The 23,118-nt window shown below is 43.4% G+C and carries 23 protein-coding genes and 3 tRNA genes; 2 read left to right on the forward strand and 24 right to left on the reverse strand.

The genetic code is table 11. The features are described from left to right. Positions 1-71: 71 nt before the first annotated feature. The 16 genes from nadA to aspS form a co-directional block, all read right to left on the reverse strand. Complete coding sequence (nadA, locus tag J8L84_RS04375; RefSeq protein ID WP_211069623.1) at positions 72-1,127, reverse strand: quinolinate synthase NadA; 1,056 nt, start codon at positions 1,125-1,127, stop codon at positions 72-74. A gap of 366 nt (positions 1,128-1,493) precedes the next feature. Beyond that, positions 1,494-1,569 (reverse strand) — tRNA-Lys (locus tag J8L84_RS04380). Positions 1,570-1,665: 96 nt separating this feature from the next. Beyond that, positions 1,666-1,741: transfer RNA gene (locus J8L84_RS04385), tRNA-Lys, on the reverse strand. A gap of 24 nt (positions 1,742-1,765) precedes the next feature. Further along, a tRNA-Lys gene (locus tag J8L84_RS04390) sits at positions 1,766-1,841 on the reverse strand. 335 nt (positions 1,842-2,176) lie between these two features. Beyond that, on the reverse strand, positions 2,177-2,965 hold the full coding sequence (gene ybgF, locus J8L84_RS04395; protein ID WP_057792949.1) for a tol-pal system protein YbgF: 789 nt from the start codon (positions 2,963-2,965) through the stop codon (positions 2,177-2,179). Further along, complete coding sequence (pal, locus tag J8L84_RS04400) at positions 2,965-3,531, reverse strand: peptidoglycan-associated lipoprotein Pal (RefSeq protein WP_057792951.1); 567 nt, start codon at positions 3,529-3,531, stop codon at positions 2,965-2,967. Before pal ends, ybgF begins: the two co-directional genes overlap by 1 nt. Before the next feature lie 40 nt (positions 3,532-3,571). After that, entirely contained in the window at positions 3,572-4,891 is a 1,320-nt protein-coding gene (gene tolB, locus J8L84_RS04405; RefSeq protein WP_247670577.1) for a Tol-Pal system beta propeller repeat protein TolB, read from the reverse strand. A gap of 40 nt (positions 4,892-4,931) precedes the next feature. Further along, a complete protein-coding gene (tolA, locus tag J8L84_RS04410; protein ID WP_211069625.1) occupies positions 4,932-5,711 on the reverse strand; it encodes a cell envelope integrity protein TolA in 780 nt (259 codons plus the stop codon). An 8-nt stretch (positions 5,712-5,719) separates the two neighbouring features. Next, positions 5,720-6,145 (reverse strand): protein TolR, encoded by a 426-nt coding sequence (tolR, locus tag J8L84_RS04415; RefSeq protein ID WP_057792958.1) that lies wholly within the window; start codon positions 6,143-6,145, stop codon positions 5,720-5,722. A 48-nt stretch (positions 6,146-6,193) separates the two neighbouring features. Continuing rightward, positions 6,194-6,886 carry a protein TolQ gene (gene tolQ, locus J8L84_RS04420; RefSeq protein ID WP_211069626.1) on the reverse strand — a complete coding sequence of 231 codons (693 nt, stop codon included), beginning with the start codon at positions 6,884-6,886 and terminating at the stop codon, positions 6,194-6,196. Then, complete coding sequence (ybgC, locus tag J8L84_RS04425) at positions 6,876-7,274, reverse strand: tol-pal system-associated acyl-CoA thioesterase (protein ID WP_211069627.1); 399 nt, start codon at positions 7,272-7,274, stop codon at positions 6,876-6,878. Before ybgC ends, tolQ begins: the two co-directional genes overlap by 11 nt. Positions 7,275-7,716: 442 nt before the next feature. Further along, positions 7,717-8,721 (reverse strand): Holliday junction branch migration DNA helicase RuvB, encoded by a 1,005-nt coding sequence (ruvB, locus tag J8L84_RS04430; protein WP_057792964.1) that lies wholly within the window; start codon positions 8,719-8,721, stop codon positions 7,717-7,719. A gap of 93 nt (positions 8,722-8,814) precedes the next feature. Next, positions 8,815-9,435 (reverse strand): Holliday junction branch migration protein RuvA, encoded by a 621-nt coding sequence (gene ruvA / locus J8L84_RS04435; protein WP_013784875.1) that lies wholly within the window; start codon positions 9,433-9,435, stop codon positions 8,815-8,817. Positions 9,436-9,565: 130 nt separating this feature from the next. After that, positions 9,566-10,084, reverse strand: a complete 519-nt coding sequence (gene ruvC / locus J8L84_RS04440; RefSeq protein WP_211069628.1) for a crossover junction endodeoxyribonuclease RuvC — start codon at positions 10,082-10,084, stop codon at positions 9,566-9,568. Continuing rightward, on the reverse strand, positions 10,084-10,524 hold the full coding sequence (gene nudB, locus J8L84_RS04445) for a dihydroneopterin triphosphate diphosphatase (RefSeq protein WP_211069629.1): 441 nt from the start codon (positions 10,522-10,524) through the stop codon (positions 10,084-10,086). The genes ruvC and nudB overlap by 1 nt, the downstream gene beginning before the upstream one ends. Before the next feature lie 3 nt (positions 10,525-10,527). Next, complete coding sequence (gene aspS, locus J8L84_RS04450; RefSeq protein WP_211069630.1) at positions 10,528-12,288, reverse strand: aspartate--tRNA ligase; 1,761 nt, start codon at positions 12,286-12,288, stop codon at positions 10,528-10,530. A gap of 173 nt (positions 12,289-12,461) precedes the next feature. Between aspS and J8L84_RS04455 the strand changes: the two genes are divergently transcribed. Continuing rightward, positions 12,462-13,397 (forward strand): DUF72 domain-containing protein, encoded by a 936-nt coding sequence (locus tag J8L84_RS04455; RefSeq protein ID WP_247670557.1) that lies wholly within the window; start codon positions 12,462-12,464, stop codon positions 13,395-13,397. 176 nt (positions 13,398-13,573) lie between these two features. Further along, positions 13,574-14,062: a GAF domain-containing protein gene (locus J8L84_RS04460; protein ID WP_211069631.1), complete on the forward strand. Its 489-nt coding sequence runs from the start codon at positions 13,574-13,576 to the stop codon at positions 14,060-14,062. A 116-nt stretch (positions 14,063-14,178) separates the two neighbouring features. Here J8L84_RS04460 and J8L84_RS04465 read toward each other — a convergent pair whose 3' ends face one another. The 8 genes from J8L84_RS04465 to J8L84_RS04500 form a co-directional block, all read right to left on the reverse strand. Then, entirely contained in the window at positions 14,179-15,519 is a 1,341-nt protein-coding gene (locus tag J8L84_RS04465) for a sigma 54-interacting transcriptional regulator (RefSeq protein WP_211069632.1), read from the reverse strand. A 2-nt stretch (positions 15,520-15,521) separates the two neighbouring features. Next, positions 15,522-16,106, reverse strand: coding sequence for a hypothetical protein (locus J8L84_RS04470; RefSeq protein WP_211069633.1), 585 nt, complete (start codon positions 16,104-16,106; stop codon positions 15,522-15,524). A 1-nt stretch (position 16,107) separates the two neighbouring features. Then, on the reverse strand, positions 16,108-17,505 hold the full coding sequence (locus J8L84_RS04475; protein ID WP_211069698.1) for a HAMP domain-containing sensor histidine kinase: 1,398 nt from the start codon (positions 17,503-17,505) through the stop codon (positions 16,108-16,110). Between the two features lie 103 nt (positions 17,506-17,608). Then, entirely contained in the window at positions 17,609-17,890 is a 282-nt protein-coding gene (locus tag J8L84_RS04480) for a calcium-binding protein (protein WP_231518523.1), read from the reverse strand. Positions 17,891-18,181: 291 nt separating this feature from the next. Next, complete coding sequence (locus J8L84_RS04485) at positions 18,182-20,266, reverse strand: EAL domain-containing protein (RefSeq protein ID WP_211069634.1); 2,085 nt, start codon at positions 20,264-20,266, stop codon at positions 18,182-18,184. 196 nt (positions 20,267-20,462) lie between these two features. Next, positions 20,463-20,903, reverse strand: a complete 441-nt coding sequence (locus tag J8L84_RS04490; RefSeq protein WP_211069635.1) for a TerB family tellurite resistance protein — start codon at positions 20,901-20,903, stop codon at positions 20,463-20,465. 99 nt (positions 20,904-21,002) lie between these two features. Further along, a complete protein-coding gene (locus tag J8L84_RS04495; RefSeq protein WP_211069636.1) occupies positions 21,003-22,655 on the reverse strand; it encodes a fused response regulator/phosphatase in 1,653 nt (550 codons plus the stop codon). Between the two features lie 38 nt (positions 22,656-22,693). Continuing rightward, on the reverse strand, positions 22,694-22,999 hold the full coding sequence (locus tag J8L84_RS04500) for an STAS domain-containing protein (RefSeq protein ID WP_057792986.1): 306 nt from the start codon (positions 22,997-22,999) through the stop codon (positions 22,694-22,696). Between the last annotated feature and the right edge of the window lie 119 nt (positions 23,000-23,118).

Here is a 23,118-nt window from a genome sequence, read left to right on the forward strand (position 1 = left end):
CCTTTATCAAGACGTTGCGTAAAAAAACACGCTAACTGCTGATTTATTACTCGCCTTTACCTTATTAAACGTTATAGCCCGCCTTTTGCTTTCAATTCTTCCGAAAAATTGAGCATTCGGTCGAGTGGGATTAAAGCACCCTCACGCAGGCTGTCGTCAACGAATATCTCATGGCCTTCATACGTTACCCCTAAAGAAGCTTTTATCGCCTCAAGGCCGTTCATGGCCATCCACGGGCAATGGGCACAGCTCTTACACGTCGCCCCGTTTCCACCTGTAGGTGCTTCAATAAACGTTTTGTTTGGCGTGAGTTGCTGCATTTTATAAAAAATGCCTTTATCGGTCGCCACAATGAAGGTGTCATTATTCATGGTTTGCGACGCTTTAATTAGCTGGCTGGTTGAGCCTACTGCGTCTGCCATGTCTACCACACTGGCGGGTGATTCAGGATGAACCAATACCGCTGCGTTAGGGTATAGCGCTTTCATGTCAGCCAGCTTCTGTGCTGAGAACTCATCATGAACAATACATTCGCCCTGCCACATCAACATTTCTGCGCCAGTTTGTTTGGCAATGTACGAACCTAAGTGACGGTCAGGGCCCCAAGTAATTTTTTTGCCTTGGCTATCTAGATGCTCAACAATCTCTAACGCAATACTTGAGGTTACCACCCAATCGGCGCGAGCTTTAACCGCGGCAGAGGTATTGGCGTATACCACAACAGTATGATCAGGGTGTGCATCACAAAACGCACTGAATTCTTCGATAGGACAACCGATATCTAGTGAACAGGTTGCTTCCAGTGTAGGCATTAGCACCGTTTTTTCTGGGCTAAGTATTTTTGCCGTTTCGCCCATGAAGCGAACGCCCGCCACAATAAGGGTTTGTTCTGCTGCATCACGACCAAAGCGCGCCATTTCCAACGAATCAGCCACACATCCACCGGTCTCTTCCGCTAACGCCTGAATTTCAGGATCGGTATAATAATGCGCAACCAGCACAGCGTTTCGCTGTTTAAGCAAAGATTTAATCTCAGCTTTAAGCGCCGCTCTTCGGGCATCTGATAATGGCTGTGGTTTAGCGGGAAAAGGATACTCTACCTGTTCCACTCGAAAGGCTACTGACATTGACCTACATCTCGGTTGTGACAAGGCCGTGGATTATACCCGACTGTCATAAAAAATACATACTACTTAGTTAAGGGTGATTGACTAATTTTCAACCATGCCATCCTAAAAATCTGAATTATAGATAAAAGAATTTGCCGTAAAGCGATTACGCGAATTGATATTTAGTCTTTTGGGATTTTGTTAAAGTTGGCATTTAATTTTTTAAGATTTAGTTAGTCGTCACGAATCTGATAAAGCGGAGGAATTTAACTTGTATATTTCGCGCTGTAGCGAGCTTAACTTAGTATGATAATCGGTATAAGGGATTTGTGAAGATAACGATTCTTGTGTTTGAGGCTTGGTAGAAAGCACTATAAGAAATGATGGTGGGTCGTGCTGGATTCGAACCAGCGACCAATTGATTAAAAGTCAACTGCTCTACCAGCTGAGCTAACGACCCATCAAATAACACATTTACTACTCACACATTCACAATGTGAAGCGGTGAGCAAACAAGCTGTTGGTATTAGCTTGATTGTACTTCGCTTTCAAATGATGGTGGGTCGTGCTGGATTCGAACCAGCGACCAATTGATTAAAAGTCAACTGCTCTACCAGCTGAGCTAACGACCCGTCATTTGGAGCCAGGAGAAGAATTGGTGGGTCGTGCTGGATTCGAACCAGCGACCAATTGATTAAAAGTCAACTGCTCTACCAGCTGAGCTAACGACCCAATCTTTCCTGTTGTTGCCTGTGTCTTGGCAACGGCGGCATATAATACTCAGATTTTTTTCTGACGCAACCCAAAAGGCGTTTTTATTTTGATTTTTGTAGTAAAAAGCATTCAACCGCTCAAAATCAACACAAATCGCGCATAATTCCTACCACAAAACCTGCATTAAACTTTTTTTGACCGAAAAATTACTACCGAATTAAGTCTAAAAAAATGCGTGTTTTTTGGAATTTCTTTGAAAATATACTCATAAATATTGTGACTGGTTCAGTACAACAGAGGTAAAAAATTTCAAAAGGGCGAAAAAAAACCTCTCGTTACGAGAGGTTTTTTCATTATAGATTATTTAATCTAGATTCCGCTAATCGCTTTGCAGAAGAATTAGGGTATTCACTTATTACTTGCTGAAAGAAATTTCGAGCCCCGCTACTGTCGCCGGTACGTTCGGCAATGACACCTAACTTTAATAATGCATCTGGACGTTTCACTGAATCAGAGAAACGGTTAGATACGATATTAAATTGCTCGATAGCGTCATCCCATTGCTGTTTGTTAAACAACAGCTGACCAAGCCAGTAGTGCGCATTTGGCGCATATTCGCTATTTGGAAACCGTTGTATGAACGACTGAAAAGCAGGAATTGCTTTATCGTACTCACGAGATTTCAAAATAAGATTAACAGCACTGTCGTACGCTTCGTCCTCACCCTCTTGTGGGGATGATGAGCCTGTAGAGGGGGTAACCCCTGCAGAATTACTTAGCGAGGCGCCAGCGCCACCAGCGTTAGCTAAACCGCCTTGTTTAAGTGCCTCAACACGCTTATCTATCTCTAGGTACAGTTCACGTTGACGTTCTAGCACCTTTTCCAGCTCGTTGGTGTTCACTTCAACAGACCCTCGCAACTGGTCAACTTCACTTTGCATGTTGTCCAATTGGGTTTGTAAGCGGTGCTGCATTTCAGTTCGGCTTTTAACAATACGCTCTAAAACAGCAATTCGCTGTTCAAGGTTACTGCCGCCATTGGCATCAACCACTGGCGCCTGTGCAAAGGCCGAACTTGAAATAGCAAAGGCGGCACACAAAGTGACGCCTGCTTTAATAGATTTAATTGCTGTAAAAGCCATTATCGGTAAACAACCACTCCGCGACGATTTTGCGCGAATGCATATTCAGTTGAACCCATTACCGCAGATTTTTCTTCACCGTATGAAACAACCATAATTTGGCTGCTGCTTACACCAGCGTTCATTAGGTAAGTTTCAACAGACTGTGCACGGCGCTCACCAAGTGCAATGTTATACTCTGGCGTACCACGGCTATCAGTGTGACCTTCAATAGTCACTTTCATGCTTGGGTTTTTCACCAAAAATGCAGCGTGTTTATCGAGTAAACGTTGGAATTCTGGTTTGATGCTAGCGCGGTCAAAATCGAAGTAAACGGTTTGTTCGTTTTTCAACGCTTCCATTTCTTGTTGAACCATTTCTTCTGAGCGCTTCATGCGTTGAGCAGCTTCTGCTTCTACGCGCTGTGCTTCAGCTTGACGAGCATCTTGCTCTGCTTGTGCTTGTTCTTGTGCAAGACGGTTACGTTCAGCGGCTAGCTCTTCTTCGCTAGGGCCAGACGAACAGGCCATCATGGTCACCACTGGCAAGGCGATAATGAAGCTCTTCATTAATTTATTCATTTGCATCCTACTAATCCTTAAATGTTATTGTTTGATATTTCAATTGTTAGAACAAAAATGGTGACCAACTTGGCGATTTCACTTGCCCATCGGCTGCCGGCAATCTGGCTTTAAAGCGCCCATCAAGTGAAACAAGTGAAAGTACTTGTGTCCCTTCATGAAGGGTACTATAAATAATCATACTACCGTTCGGCGCTACACTGGGAGACTCATCCAGAAAGGTTCTTGTTAGGACCTGAGGAGAACCACCGTCTAATGCCTGTTTAGCAATATGGTAGTTTCCATTGGTTTGATTAACCACTACCATCTGCTTACCGTCGGGCGTTAATGTTGCACCCAAGTTCTGTTCGCCTACAAAAGTAACGCGTCTTACCTTTCTAGAATTTAAATTTACGCTATATATCTGGGGTTTACCACCCCGTTCAGAGCTAAAAATTAAACCACTACCGTCAGGTAGCCATGAAGGCTCTGTATCAATAGCACGGTTGCGCGTTACTCTGGTCAAATTTTTCGTCGCAAGATCCATTACATAGATCTCTGGGTTCCCATCTTTCGACAAAACCATTGCAAGTTGCTTGCCATCTGGTGAAAACGCAGGACTTCCGTTAATTCCAGGGAAATCGGTAACCGTTGTACGTTTACTCGTGTAAATATCTTGTATAAATATTTGAGGTCTACGATTTTCAAAACTCACATAAGCTAGCTTTTCTCCGTCTGGCGACCAAACTGGAGACATTAATGGCTCTGGTGAAGACAACAAACGCGTCTCGTTTTCGCCGTCATAGTCAGCAATGACTAGCTGGTATGGTTTTTCGTACGCATCTCTGTCACGTACAATAACATAAGCAATACGTGTTAAGAATGCACCGCGTACACCTGTCAATTTCTCGTACACTACATCACTAATGCGATGTGCATATTGTCTGAAATCTCTAGGGCTAATAATAGACTGGCGCGCCGCAATAACGTGTTCGTTACTCACGACTAACTCACCATTTTTTAATACTTGTGACTGTCCCCCATCTAACTGGCCCTTTAATACATCGACCAATTGGTAAGAGACTAAATATTTATCCGCGCCTTCAGGTTTAATACTACCTACCAAAACAGTATCTACGCCAAGTGACGCCCACGCAGCGTAGTTAACCTCATCAGCAGTTTCAGGCATCTGTGGCATTTTACTTGTCGCAACAGGGCTAAATTTACCACTGCGCATTAGGTCAGCCATGATGACTTCAGAAATATCGCCAGGCAGCGCACCTGTACCCTTCCACTTAAACGGTACTACGCCTATAGGTCGAGCGCTGTTTATACCTTCGGTGATCACAATTTCTAACGTAGCGAACACCTTGGCACTAAATACCATCGCGATGGCGGCTATCCATAAACCTGTTTTTTTCATTGCACTACAGTTCCACTTTTAAGTTAATATCTTTTAATTGCTCATAGACGTCGGCCGCATCCGATACCGGCAGCTCTTCTGCACGGCGTACGGCACTTTCAGCGGCTCTGCACAAGGCATCATGCCCGCCTAAGATACGTATGCTAGTCACATAACCTGTGGTAGCCAATTTGATATTCAATCTACATACCTTACCTTTGAAGCTGTCATCGTCGTACAAGTTCCGTTTTATGGTTTGCTGAATTAACGCGGTATAGCGCTCTACTTCAGTCAGAACTTGTGCACGTCTTCGCTGTTGCTGTGCCGCTTGCTCTTGCGCAAGTTGCTCTTGCATAATTCTCTCCATCTCAGCATTTTCAGCGGCTTCTTTTTTCTTACGCTCTGCATCTGCTTTCGCTTTAGCTTCACGCTCTTTACGTTCTTGTTCCTTTTGCGCTGCTAACTGCTCGAGCTCTTTTTGACGTTTGAATTCCGCTTCTTCAGCTTGCTTCTTCTCTCTAGCTTGCTTAGCCTCTGCTGCCCTTTTACGCTTTGCTGCAGCAGCCTGCGCTTCCTTCTTCTTTCTTTGCGCTTCTACCTCTCGTGCCTGCGCTTCTGCTTGCGCTTGTTCTCGCTTAGTATCCGCGATGGCTTGCGCATCAATAAAGGTAGCTTCAATAACCGGCGCATTTGTGGCCATTGTGGGCAAGGGAGAAGGTGAAAAGCTGACGCTAATTAGCAACACTGCAGCTACACCTACGTGCAGTGCGATAGATTTATAAATGCCAACAGAACTTGCAGTCATCAATAAACCTACTCTGGCTCAACAGGATCTGTCATTAAACCTACAGAAGGCACACCTGCGCCTTGCAATAACACCATAAGTTGAATGACTTCATTATAAGCAACTTGCCCATCTCCTTTTACTACCACTGGGGTATTAGGATCTTTTTGTAGCTGAGCTTGTACTAGGGCTGCTAAGTCTTCTTGCGCCAGTGGCGACTCTTGGTCGTCTCCAACATTAAGAAAGTAGCGGCCTTTAACGTCTACTGACGCAATAATAGGTGGATTATCTTCTTGTTCGATAGGGTTCGCACTCGCTTTAGGTAAATCGACTTTAACCCCTTGCGAAATAAGCGGAGCCGTTACCATAAAGATAATCAGTAGCACCAACATCACATCGATGTAGGGCACTACGTTAATTTCAGAAACCGGCCTACGGCGTTTTCTTACATACATAATTATTCCTCTCTCACCAGTGAGCTAAGCTCGCATCTATATTCGCATTTATGCTTGCGGTTGCTGCGCTTGTCCAGATACCGCCTGACGGTGAAGAATCGCAGAAAACTCTTCCATAAAGTTACCGTAGCTGTTTTCAAGCTTTTCAACTTGGTGACTAAAACGGTTATACGCAATAACCGCAGGAATGGCCGCAAATAAACCAATTGCCGTTGCGATAAGGGCTTCAGCAATACCTGGTGCAACCATGGCTAGCGTAGCTTGTTGTACTTCACCTAATGCGATAAAGGCGTTCATGATCCCCCAAACCGTACCAAATAGGCCGATATACGGGCTAATAGAACCGGCTGTTGCTAAAAACGGGAGACGACTTTCTAATTCTTCCACTTGGCGAGACATAGTTACGCGCATTGAACGATAAGTACCGTCTACAATGGCATTGGTACCGGTATTTGATTTGCGTAAGCGGACAAACTCTTTGAAGCCAGCACAAAAAATAGTGCCAATACCTGATAAGTTAGGGCGAGCAGAAAGCTCTTGATAAAGTCGATTTAAATCAGCGCCCGACCAAAACTTGTCTTCAAATTGACGCATCTCTTCTCGTGCACTTGAAAGCGCTTTACTACGCTGGAAAATAAATGTCCAAGACGCAATTGATACGCCTAGCAAAAGCAACATAACAAGTTGAACAATAAAGCTGGCCTGCAAAAATAGGCCGATAAAAGTAAGATCAGATGACACGCGTTATTTCCCCTAACAGTGTACGTGGTAGTCGTCTAGGCTTCATAGTATCTAGACTGACACAAGCAACTTGAATATCAGCAGATACTAAAGTTACATCTTGTATATTTTTAATGGTTTGATGAAACGTCATACTCGCCCCTTTCAATTCTACAACCTGCGTTTCAATACTCAACAGGTCATTGAATCGAGCAGGCGCATAGTTATGCATTTCAACGCGTTTGACGACAAAAGCCACCGATTGTTCCATTAATATATCTTGTTCGAAGCCAAGGGCTCTAAGCCACTCAGTTCTTGCCCTCTCCATAAACTTGAGGTAGTTGGCATAATAAACAATACCTCCCGCATCAGTATCTTCGTAATACACTCTTACCTGATGTAAATGCATAAATATTCTTTCACCGTCAATAAAATTAATCGTTAACCTTGATTATCCATTGCATAATCTTCTTTCACAATTTAAAAACCCTACCTTGCATGCCGCACTTTTAGAAGGATTTAATGATTAAATGATAAACCATTAACACCATAGCAACACATTAGTTTTTCTAAGGCTAAAAAACAATTTTACTCAATTGTAAGAAATCAAACTAAGCCTATAATACGCAGCATCAGTCCTACAGAGCGTAATGGTGTATCACACGGTTATGCAAGAGTTTTTCTCCTGTTAGACATGAGTTCCCTGGATTTATTTCCTTTAACACTTGTTGTTTTGGCCCGTTCATTGAGCGGGCTTTTTTTTGCCTGAAGGAAAGTGATGGGAAGTAGTGAATAAAGTAAACTCAGCATGAGCGAACATAAGTTTGCTCATGCAAAAAAACACTTAGCTTCTAAACTGAAGGGGTAAAGCCAAAATGAAGATACGCTCGTTGCGACACTATTCGTCCACGCGGCGTGCGCTGTAAGAAACCTTGCTGAATGAGAAAGGGTTCAATCACATCTTCAATGGTTTCTTTCTCTTCACCAATTGCTGCTGCCAAATTGTCTAGCCCTACTGGGCCACCATCAAATTTCTCTATGATGGCACAAAGCAATTTCCGATCCATATAATCGAAGCCTTCTTTATCTACATCTAGCATATCCAATGCCTTTGCAGCGGTTTCAACGCCAACCGTACCATCAGATTTAATTTCTGCGTAATCTCGAACTCGTCTTAATAGCCTGTTGGCAATACGCGGTGTACCTCTAGAGCGACGTGCAATTTCTTGTGCCCCTTCTGGGCTCATATCTAAATTCAAGTAACTCGCACTACGAGCGACAATGGTGGTGAGATCTTTAACCGAATAAAACTCTAGACGTTGAACTATGCCAAAACGGTCTCTCAATGGCGATGTAAGCGAACCTGCACGGGTTGTAGCCCCGACTAAGGTGAAAGGTGGCAAGTCTAGCTTAATAGAACGGGCTGCTGGCCCTTCGCCTATCATGATGTCTAATTGATAGTCTTCCATGGCCGGATACAGAATTTCTTCTACAACAGGGCTTAAACGATGGATTTCATCAATAAAAAGAACATCGTTACGCTCAAGGTTGGTAAGCAGTGCAGCTAGGTCTCCAGCTTTCTCAAGTACCGGGCCTGAGGTGGTTTTAATACTTACATCCATCTCGTTCGCCACAATATTTGCTAGCGTAGTTTTCCCTAGCCCTGGCGGACCAAATATGAGTAAGTGATCGAGGGCATCGTCACGCTTTCTAGCAGCCTGAATGAAGATTTCCATCTGCTCACACACATGAGGCTGGCCTGTATAATCATCAAGCATTTTAGGGCGAATAGCACGGTCGATAACTTCATCTTCGGTACTCGCATCGGGCGTAATCAGTCTATCAGCTTCTATCATTAGGGCTCTGCTTTAAAGTAAATCGGCAACGTAGGTCTATCGTTCTTGGCAAATTTTGGCTTCAGCTTAATTTCAGCCTTAAATTAACAAGGTTCAAATGGCAGCTTTTAAAGCTTCACGAATAAGCGACTCGCTTTCCATGCCTTCTTTATACACACTATCGATAAGTTTGCTTGCCTGAGCTGGCTTATAACCTAGTGCCACCAGCGCACTCTGGGCATCTTCACGTGTGTCGTTTACTTCCACCAAGGTATTGGTATTCAGTAAGTCGCCACTTGGCGGTGGAATAGCGATACTTTGTACTTTGCCAAATTTCGCTAACCTGTCTTTTAACTCAACAACTAACCTTTCTGCTGTTTTTTTGCCAATGCCCGGCAAGCTCACTAATGCAGAAACGTCGGCATTTTGAACTGCAGACAAAAACTGACCTGCAGACATACCCGATAATATAGTTAGCCCTAGTTTAGGACCAACCCCATTGGCTTTTATGAGTTCACGGAACAAGCCTCGTTCCATTTTATCGGCAAACCCGAACAGTAATTGCGCGTCTTCTCGCACTACAAAATGGGTATACACAACGACTTCTTCACCCACAGCAGGTAGTTGATAGAAGCTCGTCATAGGCATGTGAATTTCATAGCCTACCCCGTTTGCATCTACCAAAATTTCTGGGGGCTGCTTTTCGGCCAATGTACCGCGAATACGTCCAATCATGACTGCTCTCTTACATGGTATTTTCCCAATGTAGGGAAATAAAACAAATAGGAAGGTTCTACTGTTTATAAAAAAGTGGTTACAAAAAGTGGCTACAAAAACGCATGCAATTTGTAGGCGAGCAAAGCAATTAGCGTAAACGGCCTCGCACGGTTTTGCGTGCTTGCCCCGCCATATTAATCAGGCTTTGCTCGGTATGGGCATGACATAGCGCCACAGCTAGGGCATCAGCAGCGTCAGCTTGAGGTGTACCACTTAAACTCAATAAATGCTTCACCATGTGCTGCACTTGCGTTTTATCTGCACTACCCTTGCCTACTACTGCCTGTTTAATTTGCCTGGCCGAATATTCTGCTACTGGCAATTCACCTTGAGTGGCTGCCACAATCGCGGCACCGCGGGCTTGCCCTAACTTTAAGGCAGAGTCGGGATTTTTTGCCATAAACACTTGTTCAATAGCAAATTGCGCAGGGTTGTACTGACGAATAATATCGCTAATACCGGTATAGATATTGTCAAGTCTCGACGGCAAATCTGCCGTTCCTACGCGAATACAACCACTCGCCACATACACAAGTTTACCTTGCTTACGCTCAATAACGCCGTAGCCTGTAACCCTAGAACCTGGATCTATACCCAGTATAACCATTAAGGTACGTTTGGTACAAACATTGATACCGCCTCTTTGTTTGAAGGCGACCAAAGTCGCGCTAATGCTTGTGCTTTATCTACCCACTCGTACTGTAAATGTTCAGTAAGCACCAACGGCAAGGAACTGTCTACTTGAAGAGAAAAAACGTGTTCGGTGTTAAACCGTGTTCCGGGGGGATATCGATGCAGCCAGCGGCTGCGAATTTCGTATTGGTTTTGCCTATTGTGATTAAACATTTCAATAGACAACTGTTTGGCGTCAATCCCTGTTTCTTCCGCCACTTCTCGGTACGCGGTTTCAATAGGGAGTTCACCGTCTTCCATTGCGCCAGTGACCGACTGCCAAAATTCAGGGTCATCATTACGTTGCAGCAATAGTACCTTGTGATGCTGATCGTACAGCACCACAAGGACTGACTCGGGCTTTTTATAAGCCATCGTTTACGACGGCTTTTTTACCGTTGCAATCGCCAACTCTTCCAACTGTTTTGGATTCGCAGGGCTTGGCGCAGATGTTAATGGGCATGCCGCTGTCGTGGTTTTAGGGAATGCCATTACATCGCGAATTGATGTCGCGCCAGTCATTAGCATCACTAAGCGGTCTAAACCGAACGCTAAACCTGCGTGAGGCGGCGCACCAAAGCGTAAGGCTTCAAGTAAGAAGCCAAACTTGTTCTTCGCTTCTTCTTCATCTATACCCAAAATGTCAAATACGGCAGATTGCATTTCTTCATTGTGAATACGTACTGAACCACCACCAAGCTCGCAACCGTTTAATACCATGTCGTAGGCATCAGACAATGCGCCAACAGGGTTGGCTTTAAGCTCTTCTGCAGTTAAGCCGCGAGGCGCAGTAAACGGATGGTGTATAGCATGAAGCTGTCCGTCGAATTCTTCGAACATAGGGAAGTCAACAACCCACAACGGCTTCCACTCACCTTCTAATAATTCAAAGTCTTCACCTAGTTTAAGGCGAAGTGCGCCCATGGCTTCGGTAACTACTGTGTTAGTGTCGGCACCAAATAACAAGATGTCGCCAGCTTGCGCGCCAGTGCGCTGCAAAATACCGTCGGTAATGTCTTCACTTAAGAACTTAAGAATAGGTGATTGTAAACCTTCTTGGCCCGGTGCCATTTCGTTTACTTTCATCCACGCTAAGCCTTTCGCGCCGTAAATGCCTACGAACTTGGTGTACTCGTCAATTTGCTTACGAGACATGCTCGCACCGCCTGGTACACGAATAGCAGCAACACGACCTTTAGGATCGTTAGCAGGGCCACTGAATACTTTAAACTCAACAGTTTCAAGTAAGTCAGCAATATCGGTAAGCTCTAACGGGTTACGTAAATCAGGTTTATCGCTACCAAAACGCCTCATTGCTTCGGCGTAGGTCATGCGTGGGAAGTCGCCTAAATCTACGTTCAACATGGTGTTGAATAAATCGCGGATCATGCTTTCAGTAATAGCCATTACGCCATCGGCATCTAAAAACGTAGTTTCGATATCGATTTGGGTAAATTCTGGTTGGCGATCGGCTCGTAAATCTTCATCACGGAAGCATTTTACAATTTGATAGTATCTGTCCATGCCAGACATCATTAGCAATTGCTTAAACAACTGCGGCGATTGCGGCAGTGCAAAGAACTCGCCTTTATGGGTACGGCTAGGTACTAAGTAATCACGAGCACCTTCAGGTGTCGCTTTGGTCAAAATAGGCGTTTCAATATCTAGAAAGCCTTCGCCTTCTAAGAAACGACGTACTGCACCGGTTACTTTAGCGCGAAACTGTAAGCGCTGGCTCATAACAGGGCGACGTAAATCAAGGTAACGGTAGCGTAAACGCTGCTCTTCAGAGTTCTCTTGGTTCCAATCAAGTGGCAACGCATCAGAGCGATTGATGATTTCTAGGCCTGTGCCTAAAATCTCAATTTCGCCAGTACGCATATCTTTATTGATTTGGCCTTCAGGGCGAGCACGTACTTTACCGGTAAGCTTAACGCAGAATTCACCGCGAAGTTTATTCGCTACGCTTAATACTTCTGGTAAATCAGGGTCGAATACTACTTGAACGATACCTTCACGGTCTCGTAAGTCGATGAAGATAACGCCACCTAAATCACGGCGTTTGTTTACCCAACCACACAGGGTGATTTCTTGCCCAATGTATGATGAATCGATGTTCCCACAGTAATCTGTGCGCATGGTCGTTGACCCCTGATATTCTTATCTTGCGTTACACGATGGTAGGCAAAGTGTAGGCAAACCCTTGAACCTGCTTGCCATTACTCTACAATGAGGCGCTCACGGCGCTTGCCATCATGCACTATGTGTTAAATTAAGGTCGCATAGTATAAACAAATGCGCAGTAAAGCCCAATGACAAATACAAACAATCCTGCAGTAACTAAATTATCAACTTCTTCGGCGCTACCCAAGGTATTTATTGGCTTGCCGCAGTGGCAGCATAGTCATTGGCCAAAAACCTGGTTTGCTAATTACCCAAAAAGTGACAATCAACTGGTTCATTACGCCAAGGAGTGCAATACGGTTGAGGGAAATACGACCTTTTATTCTCTTCCACATGCTGATGCGGTCGCTCGCTGGGAACAATCAGTAGGTAGCGATTTTTCATTTACCTTTAAATTCAACCAACAGATTACCCACGTTCATCAATTACTGCATTGCAAAGATGAAGTGAATGAACAATTACAAATGCTAGCGCCACTTGAGCACAAACTCGGTGTAATGCTGCTACAACTTCCTGCAAGCTTTGGCCCTGAAAAACTAGAACGGCTGGCTGGGTTTTTACACCATTTACCACAACATATTACTGTTGCGGTAGAAGTAAGACATTTGGCTTTCTTTGCTAAAGGCGATGAAGAAAAGCAGTTAAATCAAATATTAATGGAGTACAAGGCTAACCGCATTATTATGGATACCCGCGCCTTATTTACCGGCCCTGTTTCAAGGGAAGATACAAACTCTAGCGACAGTGCGCTTTTACGTGAGGTGCGGAACAAAAAACCGAGAGTGCCAGTGAATGTAATTGCTACCGCGAATAACCCTATTGTTCGTTTTGTAGGGAATGATAATGATGAAGATAATATTGCGTGTTTAACGCCTTGGGTGAACAAAATTCATCAATGGCGGCTAGAAGGGAAAAGCCCGTATTTCTTTTGCCATCGACCTGATAACAAAGATGCCCCTTGGTTAGCGCAACAATTTATTGATTTGTATAATAATAAGTACAGTGATGCGGTAATTCCTAATCTGGCAATAAAAGTACAGCCTAGCCAAAATGCCTTGTTTTAACGTGCATTCAACTGCGAATAAATTTCGCAAAAAAATGCTGCTGTTACGCCTATTTAAGATAGTGAAAGCCTGACCATACGTTAAGAATATTAACTAGTGCTTATTCTTTCCTTCCTATAAACTGACGGCTATTGAGACAGTCTCAATAGTAACTCTATATTTAAGTGAAATAATTAATGGAATCACCAAAGCTTGATCGCGAAATCTTGCGATTAAAAGCCCTAGAAAATTTAAACATTCTAGACACCAAACCCGACGCACAGCTAGATGCCGTTACCAAAGCAACCCAAGAATATTTCAAATGCAAAATTTGCTTGGTGAGTTTAATTGCTGAAGACAGACAATGGTTTAAATCTCGCCAGTGTTTAGATGTGTCAGAAACACCACGCAATATTTCTTTTTGCACTTACGCGATAGCAGAAGAAGAATATTTAATTGTGACCGACGCCACCAAAGACAGCCGTTTTGCTGGCGGACCTTTGGTGAAAGGCGAACCGCATATCCGCGCTTACGCAGGCGCTATTCTTCGCTCAAACGATGGATACGAGCTTGGTACATTATGTGTCATTCATGATGAGCCAAGAGAATTCTCTGTTGAAGAAATTCGCATGTTGCAAGAAATGGCTAAGAAAGCAGAAACCATTATTAATGAGAACAAATGGTAAGTTAGCAATCGCTGACAAGGCTGGTAAAACCCGCTCTTCTCAATAAAAAAAAGCTGCCACAACCGGTGGCAGCTTTTACCTAATACGCTTCAAAGACACGTTCAGTACTGTTATTACTAACGAAAGTCTCCCGCATCTAAATCATGCTTTTTCATTAACTTGTGCATATCGGTACGGTTGCGCCCCGCCAATTCTGCGGCACGGGTTACGTTGCCATCAGTCATTTTCAAAAGCTTGTTCAAATACTGTTGCTCAAAAGCATCTCTGGCTTCGGTTAACGTTGGCCAACTTTGCTTAGTGGCTGACAGCGCTTGCTCTACAAGATGCAGTGGCACTACTGGTGTTTGTGTTAAAGCAACACATTGCTCAACCGCGTTTACCAATTGACGCACGTTTCCTGGCCAGGATGATTTCACTAGCAACTGCATTGCATCATCTGAAAACTGACTCACGTTAACACCATGACGCTGGGCACTTTGCTGCAATAGTGAACGCGCCAGCAAAGGAATATCTTCACTTCGCGCTTTCAACGATGGAAGCTTTAAGTTCACCACATTTAGGCGGTAGTATAAGTCTTCCCTGAAAGTGCCCTCTTCCATTTCTTTGAGCAAGTCTTTGTGAGTAGCCGAGATGATACGAACATCAATATCAACATGCTTACTGCTGCCTACGGGTCTAATTTGACGCTCTTGTAACGCACGCAGTAGTTTCACTTGTAATGTCATTGGCATATCGCCAATTTCATCTAAAAATAATGTTCCGCCATCGGCTTCACGAAATAGACCAGGGTGTGCGGCTACCGCACCAGTAAAGGCACCTTTCGCATGTCCGAATAATTCTGATTCAAGTAAGTTTTCTGGCAGTGCGCCACAGTTAATGGCAACAAACGGTTTGTCACGTCTGTCACTGGCCTGATGCATTGCATTAGCTAATAACTCTTTACCTGTACCACTAGCTCCGCTAATAAGTACACTGACTTCTCGTTGCGCAATTCTGTACGCTTGATCGAGTACATTGAGCATATCTTGAGAACGGGTAACAATACTTTTCGCCCATTCACCGGGCTGAGCCGCTTGTGACTGACTTAATGCTTTTTGTAATAAAGTACGCAGCTCATCGTGGTCGACTGGCTTGGGTAGAAAACCAAAGACACCACGCTGAGTGGCTGCAACCGCGTCCGAAATTGTGCCGTGGGCGGTCATCAAAATTACGGGAATATCTTTTCGAATGCCCATGATTTCTTCAAATAAGCTTAACCCGTCAAGGCCAGGCATACGCAAATCACTGAGTACCACGTCAAAAGCATCATTTTGAAGCTTTCTTAACGCCGCATTACCATCTTCAACCGCAGTAACTTGATAACCCTCGCCTTCTAAGCGGATAGTTAAGAGGCGAAGTAAACTTTTATCATCATCAACCAACAATAAATGGGGTTTGTTCTTGCTACTTTCACTCATTGTTAGTTGTTCCTGTTTTTATCCATAAGTGTTGCTTCAATTTGGAGTAGTTCTTCTAGTTTTTTCTGCTGAGCTTTAAGCTCGGCATACAGCTTTTGTAATTCTTGACCTCGATGGGTATTTTCTTTACTTAATACACTCAACGCAGACTCAAGTTCCATTAATTGTTTGTTTGGGTTACTTACCACAACTTCAATGACCAACGCAGCGGCGTCGGTAAATTCAGGCATTAAATCATCTATAGAAAGTTGGGCACGTAGCCTATCTTGATACGGGGTATCGCTGGATAAGGATAAAAGGTAAGCGTGAATTTTGTCTTTTTTTGATTGACCAAGCGCTGTTAACTGCGCTTTGCGTTCAATCCAAGGCGTGGCATCAGCTTCAAGCCAAACTTCCAACCAGTAAGCCATGTCGCAATTGTAATCAAAATTTTCAGGTTCTGAAGTGAACAGGCAAATATCGTCGTTTACAGCCACTTCAATCATCTGGGGTGGTTGAACTTCAATTTTCTGTTCGATTGGCTGCTTAGACAACACACTGCAACCCGACATCATCGTCAGGGCCAGTATCATACAACTTATTCTCATTTTATTTTTCCTGTTGAGGAATCGTCACCCTAAAGCACACATCAGCGTAATCGACATCGACAACTTGTACGTCGCCATGCATCAGTCGCGCGCAATCCGCAACAATCGATAAGCCTAATCCTGTGCCTATAACATTATCATTTCTCGGCTCTGCGCCACGGGTGAAAGGTTCAAACAGTGTTGCAACCGACTCTTTGGCAATCCGCTTGCCTCGATTTGCAACGTCCAATATAGCAAAGTTATTATCTAAATATATATGTACATTAATGGGTCGCCCTACAGCACCATGTGCTACTGCGTTAGACACCAAATTGTCGAGTATCCGCCTGAATAACTCTTCGTCAGCCCAAATATGCTTACTATCAACCGATACCGTCACTTCACGTTCTTGTAACGCTAGGGCGTAATCACCCAAACATGCATCAACCAACTTCTTCGCATCAGTATTAACGATGTCGGGCTGAGCTTGCTGTAACAACAAGTTATAATCGAGTAGTTTTTCGATAAGTGTGTTCAGTCTTTGCGTACTTGCGCTAAGTAGCGACAATACTTCACGTTGAGGGTCATTCAAATCGCCCACAACATTTTCCGACAATAAGCTACATCCTTCTTTAATACTGGCTAACGGGGTTTTCAACTCGTGAGCAGCATGGCGCAATAAAGCAGTGCGTATATGCTCTAATTGACCAAGACGATCGTACAGCCAATGCAGATCTTTCTCCACATCTATTAATTCTCGCGGCGCTTGGCGAGACAAAGGGGGAAGATCACCTTGCTGATGCGCCACTATACGAATTATCTGCTTTAATTTATTAACTGGATTAACAATCAGTTGGCTTCCTAAAAGGATAAGCAGCAAGGAGACACTTACCAACATCGCCGTAGACCACGCTTGCTTTGCTTGCATCGCGTTTAAGTCATCTTGCTGCACTTTGACCCGTTCGGAAATAGCAAGTTCCACGTCATCTCGAAGCTGTGAAACACTTCGTGCTACGTTAGCAAGGTACGCATTGAGTAAAAGTTGATCTTCAATTAAGCGGTAATCAGACAGGTCGCCTAATTGTTCTGACAACCTTTCGCAGGTTCCCTGAACAGATAAGGCTTGGCAAAGGTTATCAGCGGCCACCGCGAATTGATCGAGTGCGTTATCGGATAAGGTGGCAACTTTCTCGGTTCGAATAACCGCGTATTGACGAATACTTCGCTCTAAGTCAACAACAGCGCCATCCAGGCGCTGCATATCGCCCACAACATCAACCACGTATCGGGTTTCCAACGTGGTCATTTGCCCTACTTTGGCTAAGTCGCTTTGGCTTTGCCACAACAATGCAATCAAGGGGATTAACGCCAGCACGAAGCTACCTAGCGTCAGTTGACGTAATGAGCCTAGCTGAACCAGCCGTTCACCAAATGAAAATTTCTCAATCAGAGTGGTATTCCTTCAAACAAGCACCGGCAGGCGCATCTGCTAGGCTATTATATATATTGTTCGCTAACGACAGCTATTCACTGACCGCAGATTTTGCATTTCCTGGTGTCAGTTTACTTTTTGCTAATTCGGCTTCAGTTAATTTGCCATCTTCATTGTCGTCAATTAACCCAAAATTACGCAATAGTTCGGTGTGACGAACCGCTTCTTTCAGCGATATCAAACCGTCTTTATTCGTGTCTAACTGCTGCATTAACGTTTTTGCAGGTGACGCGTGCGCTTCAACTACCGAAATAGCTTGTATCGCCGCGATGGTAAGTAAAATCAGAAAAACCTTTTCTAGTCGTTTCATCATGAATCCTCCGCATTACTGCTTGTTTATAAATCCCTTAAACTAACTTCGATAACTCTGTTAACTCTGATTGAATAAGCTAAAATTGAGCCAAAGATACAATTTATTTATATATCAAACATTTACAAAAAATAAATCGACTCACCTCCTGTACATTGTATCTAGAAACAGACACAGTTACACGAACTCCTGTAATTGTGTCAAATAGCCTAATAAGGCTTTAAATTAAGATAGTTTGTTGATTCAGTTCGTTATGACAGCGCAATAAAAAGCCCAATGCATAAGCTATGCTACCTAGCCCTCACTATTATTGACATTGCCAATTATAAACTGTTTTGGTGACAGAATAAGCTCATCCATAGGAATGGGTTTGCTAAACATAAAACCTTGAATATAGTCACAACCGTGTTCTATCAAATAATGCCATTGGGTTTCATTCTCAATACCTTCGGCACATACGCTAAGTGAAAGGCGTTTGGCCAAATCGATAATAGCGCCGGTTACTAAGCGGCTCCTTTCCGACGTTTCAAGCTCATGTACAAACTGCTTATCAATTTTTAGGGTATCGATGCTTATCTGGGTTAAATAGCTTAGAGAAGAGTAACCCGTACCAAAATCATCTAGGGCAATGGCGCATCCCATGTTGCTCATGCGTTTAAAGAATTTATTTGATGACGCAAAATTCTCTAAGTAAGCAGACTCGGTTACCTCGAATTCTACGTATTCTGGATTTACATTGTGGCGTGTGAAAATCTCATGGATATTGTCAAACAGGTTACTATCACGAAGGTCGTGGCCTGATAAATTCACTGATACACGAAAACGATGAGGAAGCCACTCCCTTAATTGGGGTAGATCAATACAGACTTTTTCAATTACCCAACGTGTAATGGCAGATATTTTACCGCCTTGTTCCGCGATAGGAATAAACTCATTAGGCATAACCAAACCATATTCCGGGTGTTGCCACCTAAGCAGTCCCTCTAAGCCGATAACCTTCCCTTCGTGATCGACTTTAACTTGGTAATACACCATAAACTCATCGTTCTTTAACCCTTGCTCTATGGCATTCGCTAAATGGAATTTACGCTTGTGCGATTCCACCATATCAGGTGTAAATATGGTGAAGCTTCCACGCCCCTTGGCTTTAGAGCGATACATCGCAAGATCTGCATTGCTCATTAATTCGCTTAAATCATAGTCGGCGTCTATGGCACGCGCTACGCCCACACTAACGCCAACAGACAGTGACAGCCCTCGCAATTCAAAAGGACTAGTAAAGGCATCAATCAATCGACCGGCCATATTTTCAAGGCTGGTATCTCGCGTTTCTCTATCGGGTAATACTAAAAATTCATCGCCCCCTAATCGGGCTACCAAGTCCCCTTCTCGTAACAGAGCGCTCACCCTATCTGCCACTTCTATCAATATCAGGTCACCGGTCTCATGGCCTAGTGAATCATTTATGCCTTTAAACCCATCTAAATCGAAAAACAAAAGAGCAAGATCATCATCATTCCTTCGCGCTCGGGCTAGCTCTAACCGCAAGTTATCAAGCACAAATTGCCTATTAGGTAACCCGGTTAGGCTGTCATAGTTAGCCAATCGAATCATGGTTTCTTGTTGATCGACCAAGGTTTGATTTTGTTCATGATTGATAAGTAGTTCAACCTCTATCATTTCTAACAAAAGGTTGATGTTTTCTCCCAACTCCCCTATTTCATCTCTTGAAGTAAGGTTTTGTCGCAAGGCGTAATCTTTGGTGTCTGTGACCTGTTTGGTGAAAAAACTTAACTCACTTAAAGGGCGAAATACACGACGAATGAAAAACAATGTGCCAATAATGCTTATTACCCACAGCACAAAGATTATAGGTACTACATTCAGTAGTAAGCCTTTAACACTTCCCGAAAGTGGTGCCTTTGCATCCACGAAGAGTATCAAGAAACCATCTGGCTTTTGCGAAGAGCCTATTACTCGTCGTGCCATAATGACGTCATTTTCTATGGATACCCCTTCAGTTAAAGCAAATGGGTCAAGGGTATTTAGAAAAGGTTCATTCAGTCTATTAGCAGATGGGCCTTCTTCTTCTAATAAAAGGGTAAAATTACTGTCGTAGATTCTTGCTGAAATAACATGTTCATGCTCCTTTAACAGGATTAAGACATTTGAAAGAGAGGAGGCTTTTTGGGCATTTAACAACATAGCTGGCGCTACATTTTTTACTACGCCATTGGCAAGAGAAACCGCATGAGAATGTGCTAAATTGAGATATAGCGCTTTATGTTCTAATACTGCAAACCACAACACCGCGGCAGCCATTACAGACATAGACAAGGTAACGACAATACTAATTGGGGCCTTTATAGACTTAAACACACCCACTTCCTCTAACACCACCCGCGTAATAGATTGCAATCATGTTTTCAATAAATCTTACGTAGTCATCATAACCTCAAGTGCACCTGAGACCATGGAAATTCATGATTTATTTATAGCATTATTTTTTACTAATTACCTGTGTAACAAGCACTTTTTTCGATATTAATAACGCGAGAGTGTGTTAAGTATTGCTTTAATTCTCTGGCGAAACGCGCAGTTTAGCTTTAATAAAATGGGAATGCGGCACATGCAATAAGTCTGATATACGCCGAATGGTATGCTCTTCAATAGGGGCAAGTTGATTATCTGCAAATGCAATTGCCCATAAACCCTCAAGAATGTCCCGCTTTTGTTCAGCTTCACAGGTTTGATTAATTATCTTGGTAAACTGTACTAAATCGACAGCTTCTTCTGCTGAGGTTCGGCCTTCTTCCATCAGTAATTTTAGTTCATCATCAGAAAGCGCAAACTGTTTATACAAGTGCGTTTTGTAAGCATTGAGTTCACTGTTGGTGACATTAGCGTCAGCCCTCATTATTTCACTTAACAACGCAGCGGTGGCAAGTTCGACAGTATGTTTCTGCTGCGCTTCTGATTCTTTCGTTTCGAAAAGCTGTAATAAAGATTTAAGCATTAGGCGCTCCAAATAAACAACGAAGCTATTGCATAACATATCCAACCTTTCAAAGTGGGAATATACGGCAAATCGTTGGCATTTTTAGTTTAGTGGTAGTTATTCAACGGCTGTGTTGAGCAAACAGTTTATTTTTCTCCCGCCTTTTTCAAACCACACTTTACTACTTAACGCTCTGATGAGGCCTAACCCTCTTCCGAATGAGTCATTACTTTCGGGGCTGGCTTTCTGTTCCCACTCAAAACCGTTCCCGCTGTCTTCTATAGAAAGAAAGACGGTTTCTTTCGCCGGATCCGACTCGATATTAATAATAATCGTCCCTTCATCTAAGGCACTCAGTAACTTTTCTCGCTGCTCATAATATAATTGAAAGCCTTCTGGCGAATGCTTTAGACGTGAGTTCATGTTCAAAATGCCGTGTTCTAAGGCGTTGCTGAACATTTCTGAAACCACCGTAAAGAGCACTGAGCGAACATGTTCAATGCCGCTACATTGAGAAGTTTGATGGAGCATACGGGTTTGAATGTCGGGCTGCTTTAAATGTTTGGCACTTAAGGTGATAGTGATATTTAACGGAATATCGTCGGTAGCTCGATAAGGCTGAACCCCTTCCAAGGACTGACTTTTGAAAATAACCACTGACACATCGTCTTCAAAACTAGGTGTAGCCGAAAATGCTTTAGCGTGATTAAAAATTCCTTCGGCAGTGATATCAGTGGCATCAGCACACCATTGTTCTATCCCCTCTTCGGTTAACATACTTCCCTCTGCATCAACCGCTTCTGTCAATCCATCGGAATAGACAATTAACTTGTCATTCGCCAACATCTCAAAAATTTCGCACTCACTGTCAAATTCGTGTTGCTCAAGAATACCTAGCGCCATGTGAGGGGAAGAAATAGTTTTAATAAATTTCCGCTTGTCTGACACCACCAACATCTGTGGCATACCACCTTGCCAAAGGGTAATACGAGAACCATCATAGCCAACTTCGCCGATAACCGCAGCCATAAACATATCGCTGGGTAAAAATCGCAGAAGTATTTTATTAAACTCTGTCGCCATTTCATTTACCGACAACCCTTTTAAAGACATCTCTTGAAATGCGCGCGTTACCGGCAGTGCACCAATAGCTGATGCCAATCCATGCCCGGTAAAATCTCCTACTAAAAAATATAAACCACCACTTGGGCTGGCTTCACATACAAATACATCACCATTAAATGTTTCAGCAGGCGTTAATGCGTGATCAAAATATTTAAGAATGTGGCTTTTATTTACAATGGCATGACTGAAAATATGCTCAACAATGGCATGCTCTCTTGCTACCCGTTGTTGATAAAACCTAAGCTCTTCATTTTGCTGTTCTATATGGGCACTTAGGTTGCGAATTTTTTCATGCGCGCGAATTTTGGCGGTGAGAATATGTTTGTCGAAAGGTTTGGTGGCAAAGTCATTTCCCCCAACCTCTAAACACTTCACTAGACTTTCTTTGTCATCCAATGCTGTGATAAATAAAATTGGTAAGTATCGGCCGCCGGCTAACGTTCTAATTTTCGGTGCAACCTCAAAACCGCTCATACCTGGCATTACCACATCAAGTAGCACTAAATCGGGTATCGCATGCTCTACTATCGCTAACGCATCGTTGCCACTCGAAGCCTCAACGCAATCGGTGAACCCAGCTTCGCTTAACATGCTAACTAACATAGTGCGGTTAATTGGCTCATCATCAACGATAAGAATTTTCATTTAATTTTAGCGCCCTGTGGCTTGCTTGCTACTGCGTCTCAACGAATAATAAATTTTTTGTCAAAGCGCGATATTTTTAGTATTCGCTCTACGGGCGGTCGGCTATTCTCAATACTAAATGTCAGCGGCCTTTGTGATAGAACTTTTTGCATATTTAGCAACATACCTAAGGCTGAACTGTCCATGTATTCTGTTTTAGCCAAGTCTACGGTGATGTGTTTCACATCAGAGTCTAAATCTTGATAGGCTGAGCGAAAGGCTTCCACTTTGCTAAAATCAAACTTTTCGCCCATCTCTATAATTAAAGTCTGTTGTTCATTAACTTTGTCCGTTGATACATTCACTCAATGACTCCTTCTGCGTTGACTACACTGGTTGCTTTATTATCTAGTGACAAACACAGCGTATAATTAGGCATTACTGAATTTATTCTAGCGCAGATATTTCAGCCTGCCATGCTACA

Origin of the sequence: Alteromonas sp. MMG017 (genome assembly GCF_018100795.1) — a bacterium.
Classification (GTDB): Bacteria; Pseudomonadota; Gammaproteobacteria; order Enterobacterales; family Alteromonadaceae; genus Alteromonas.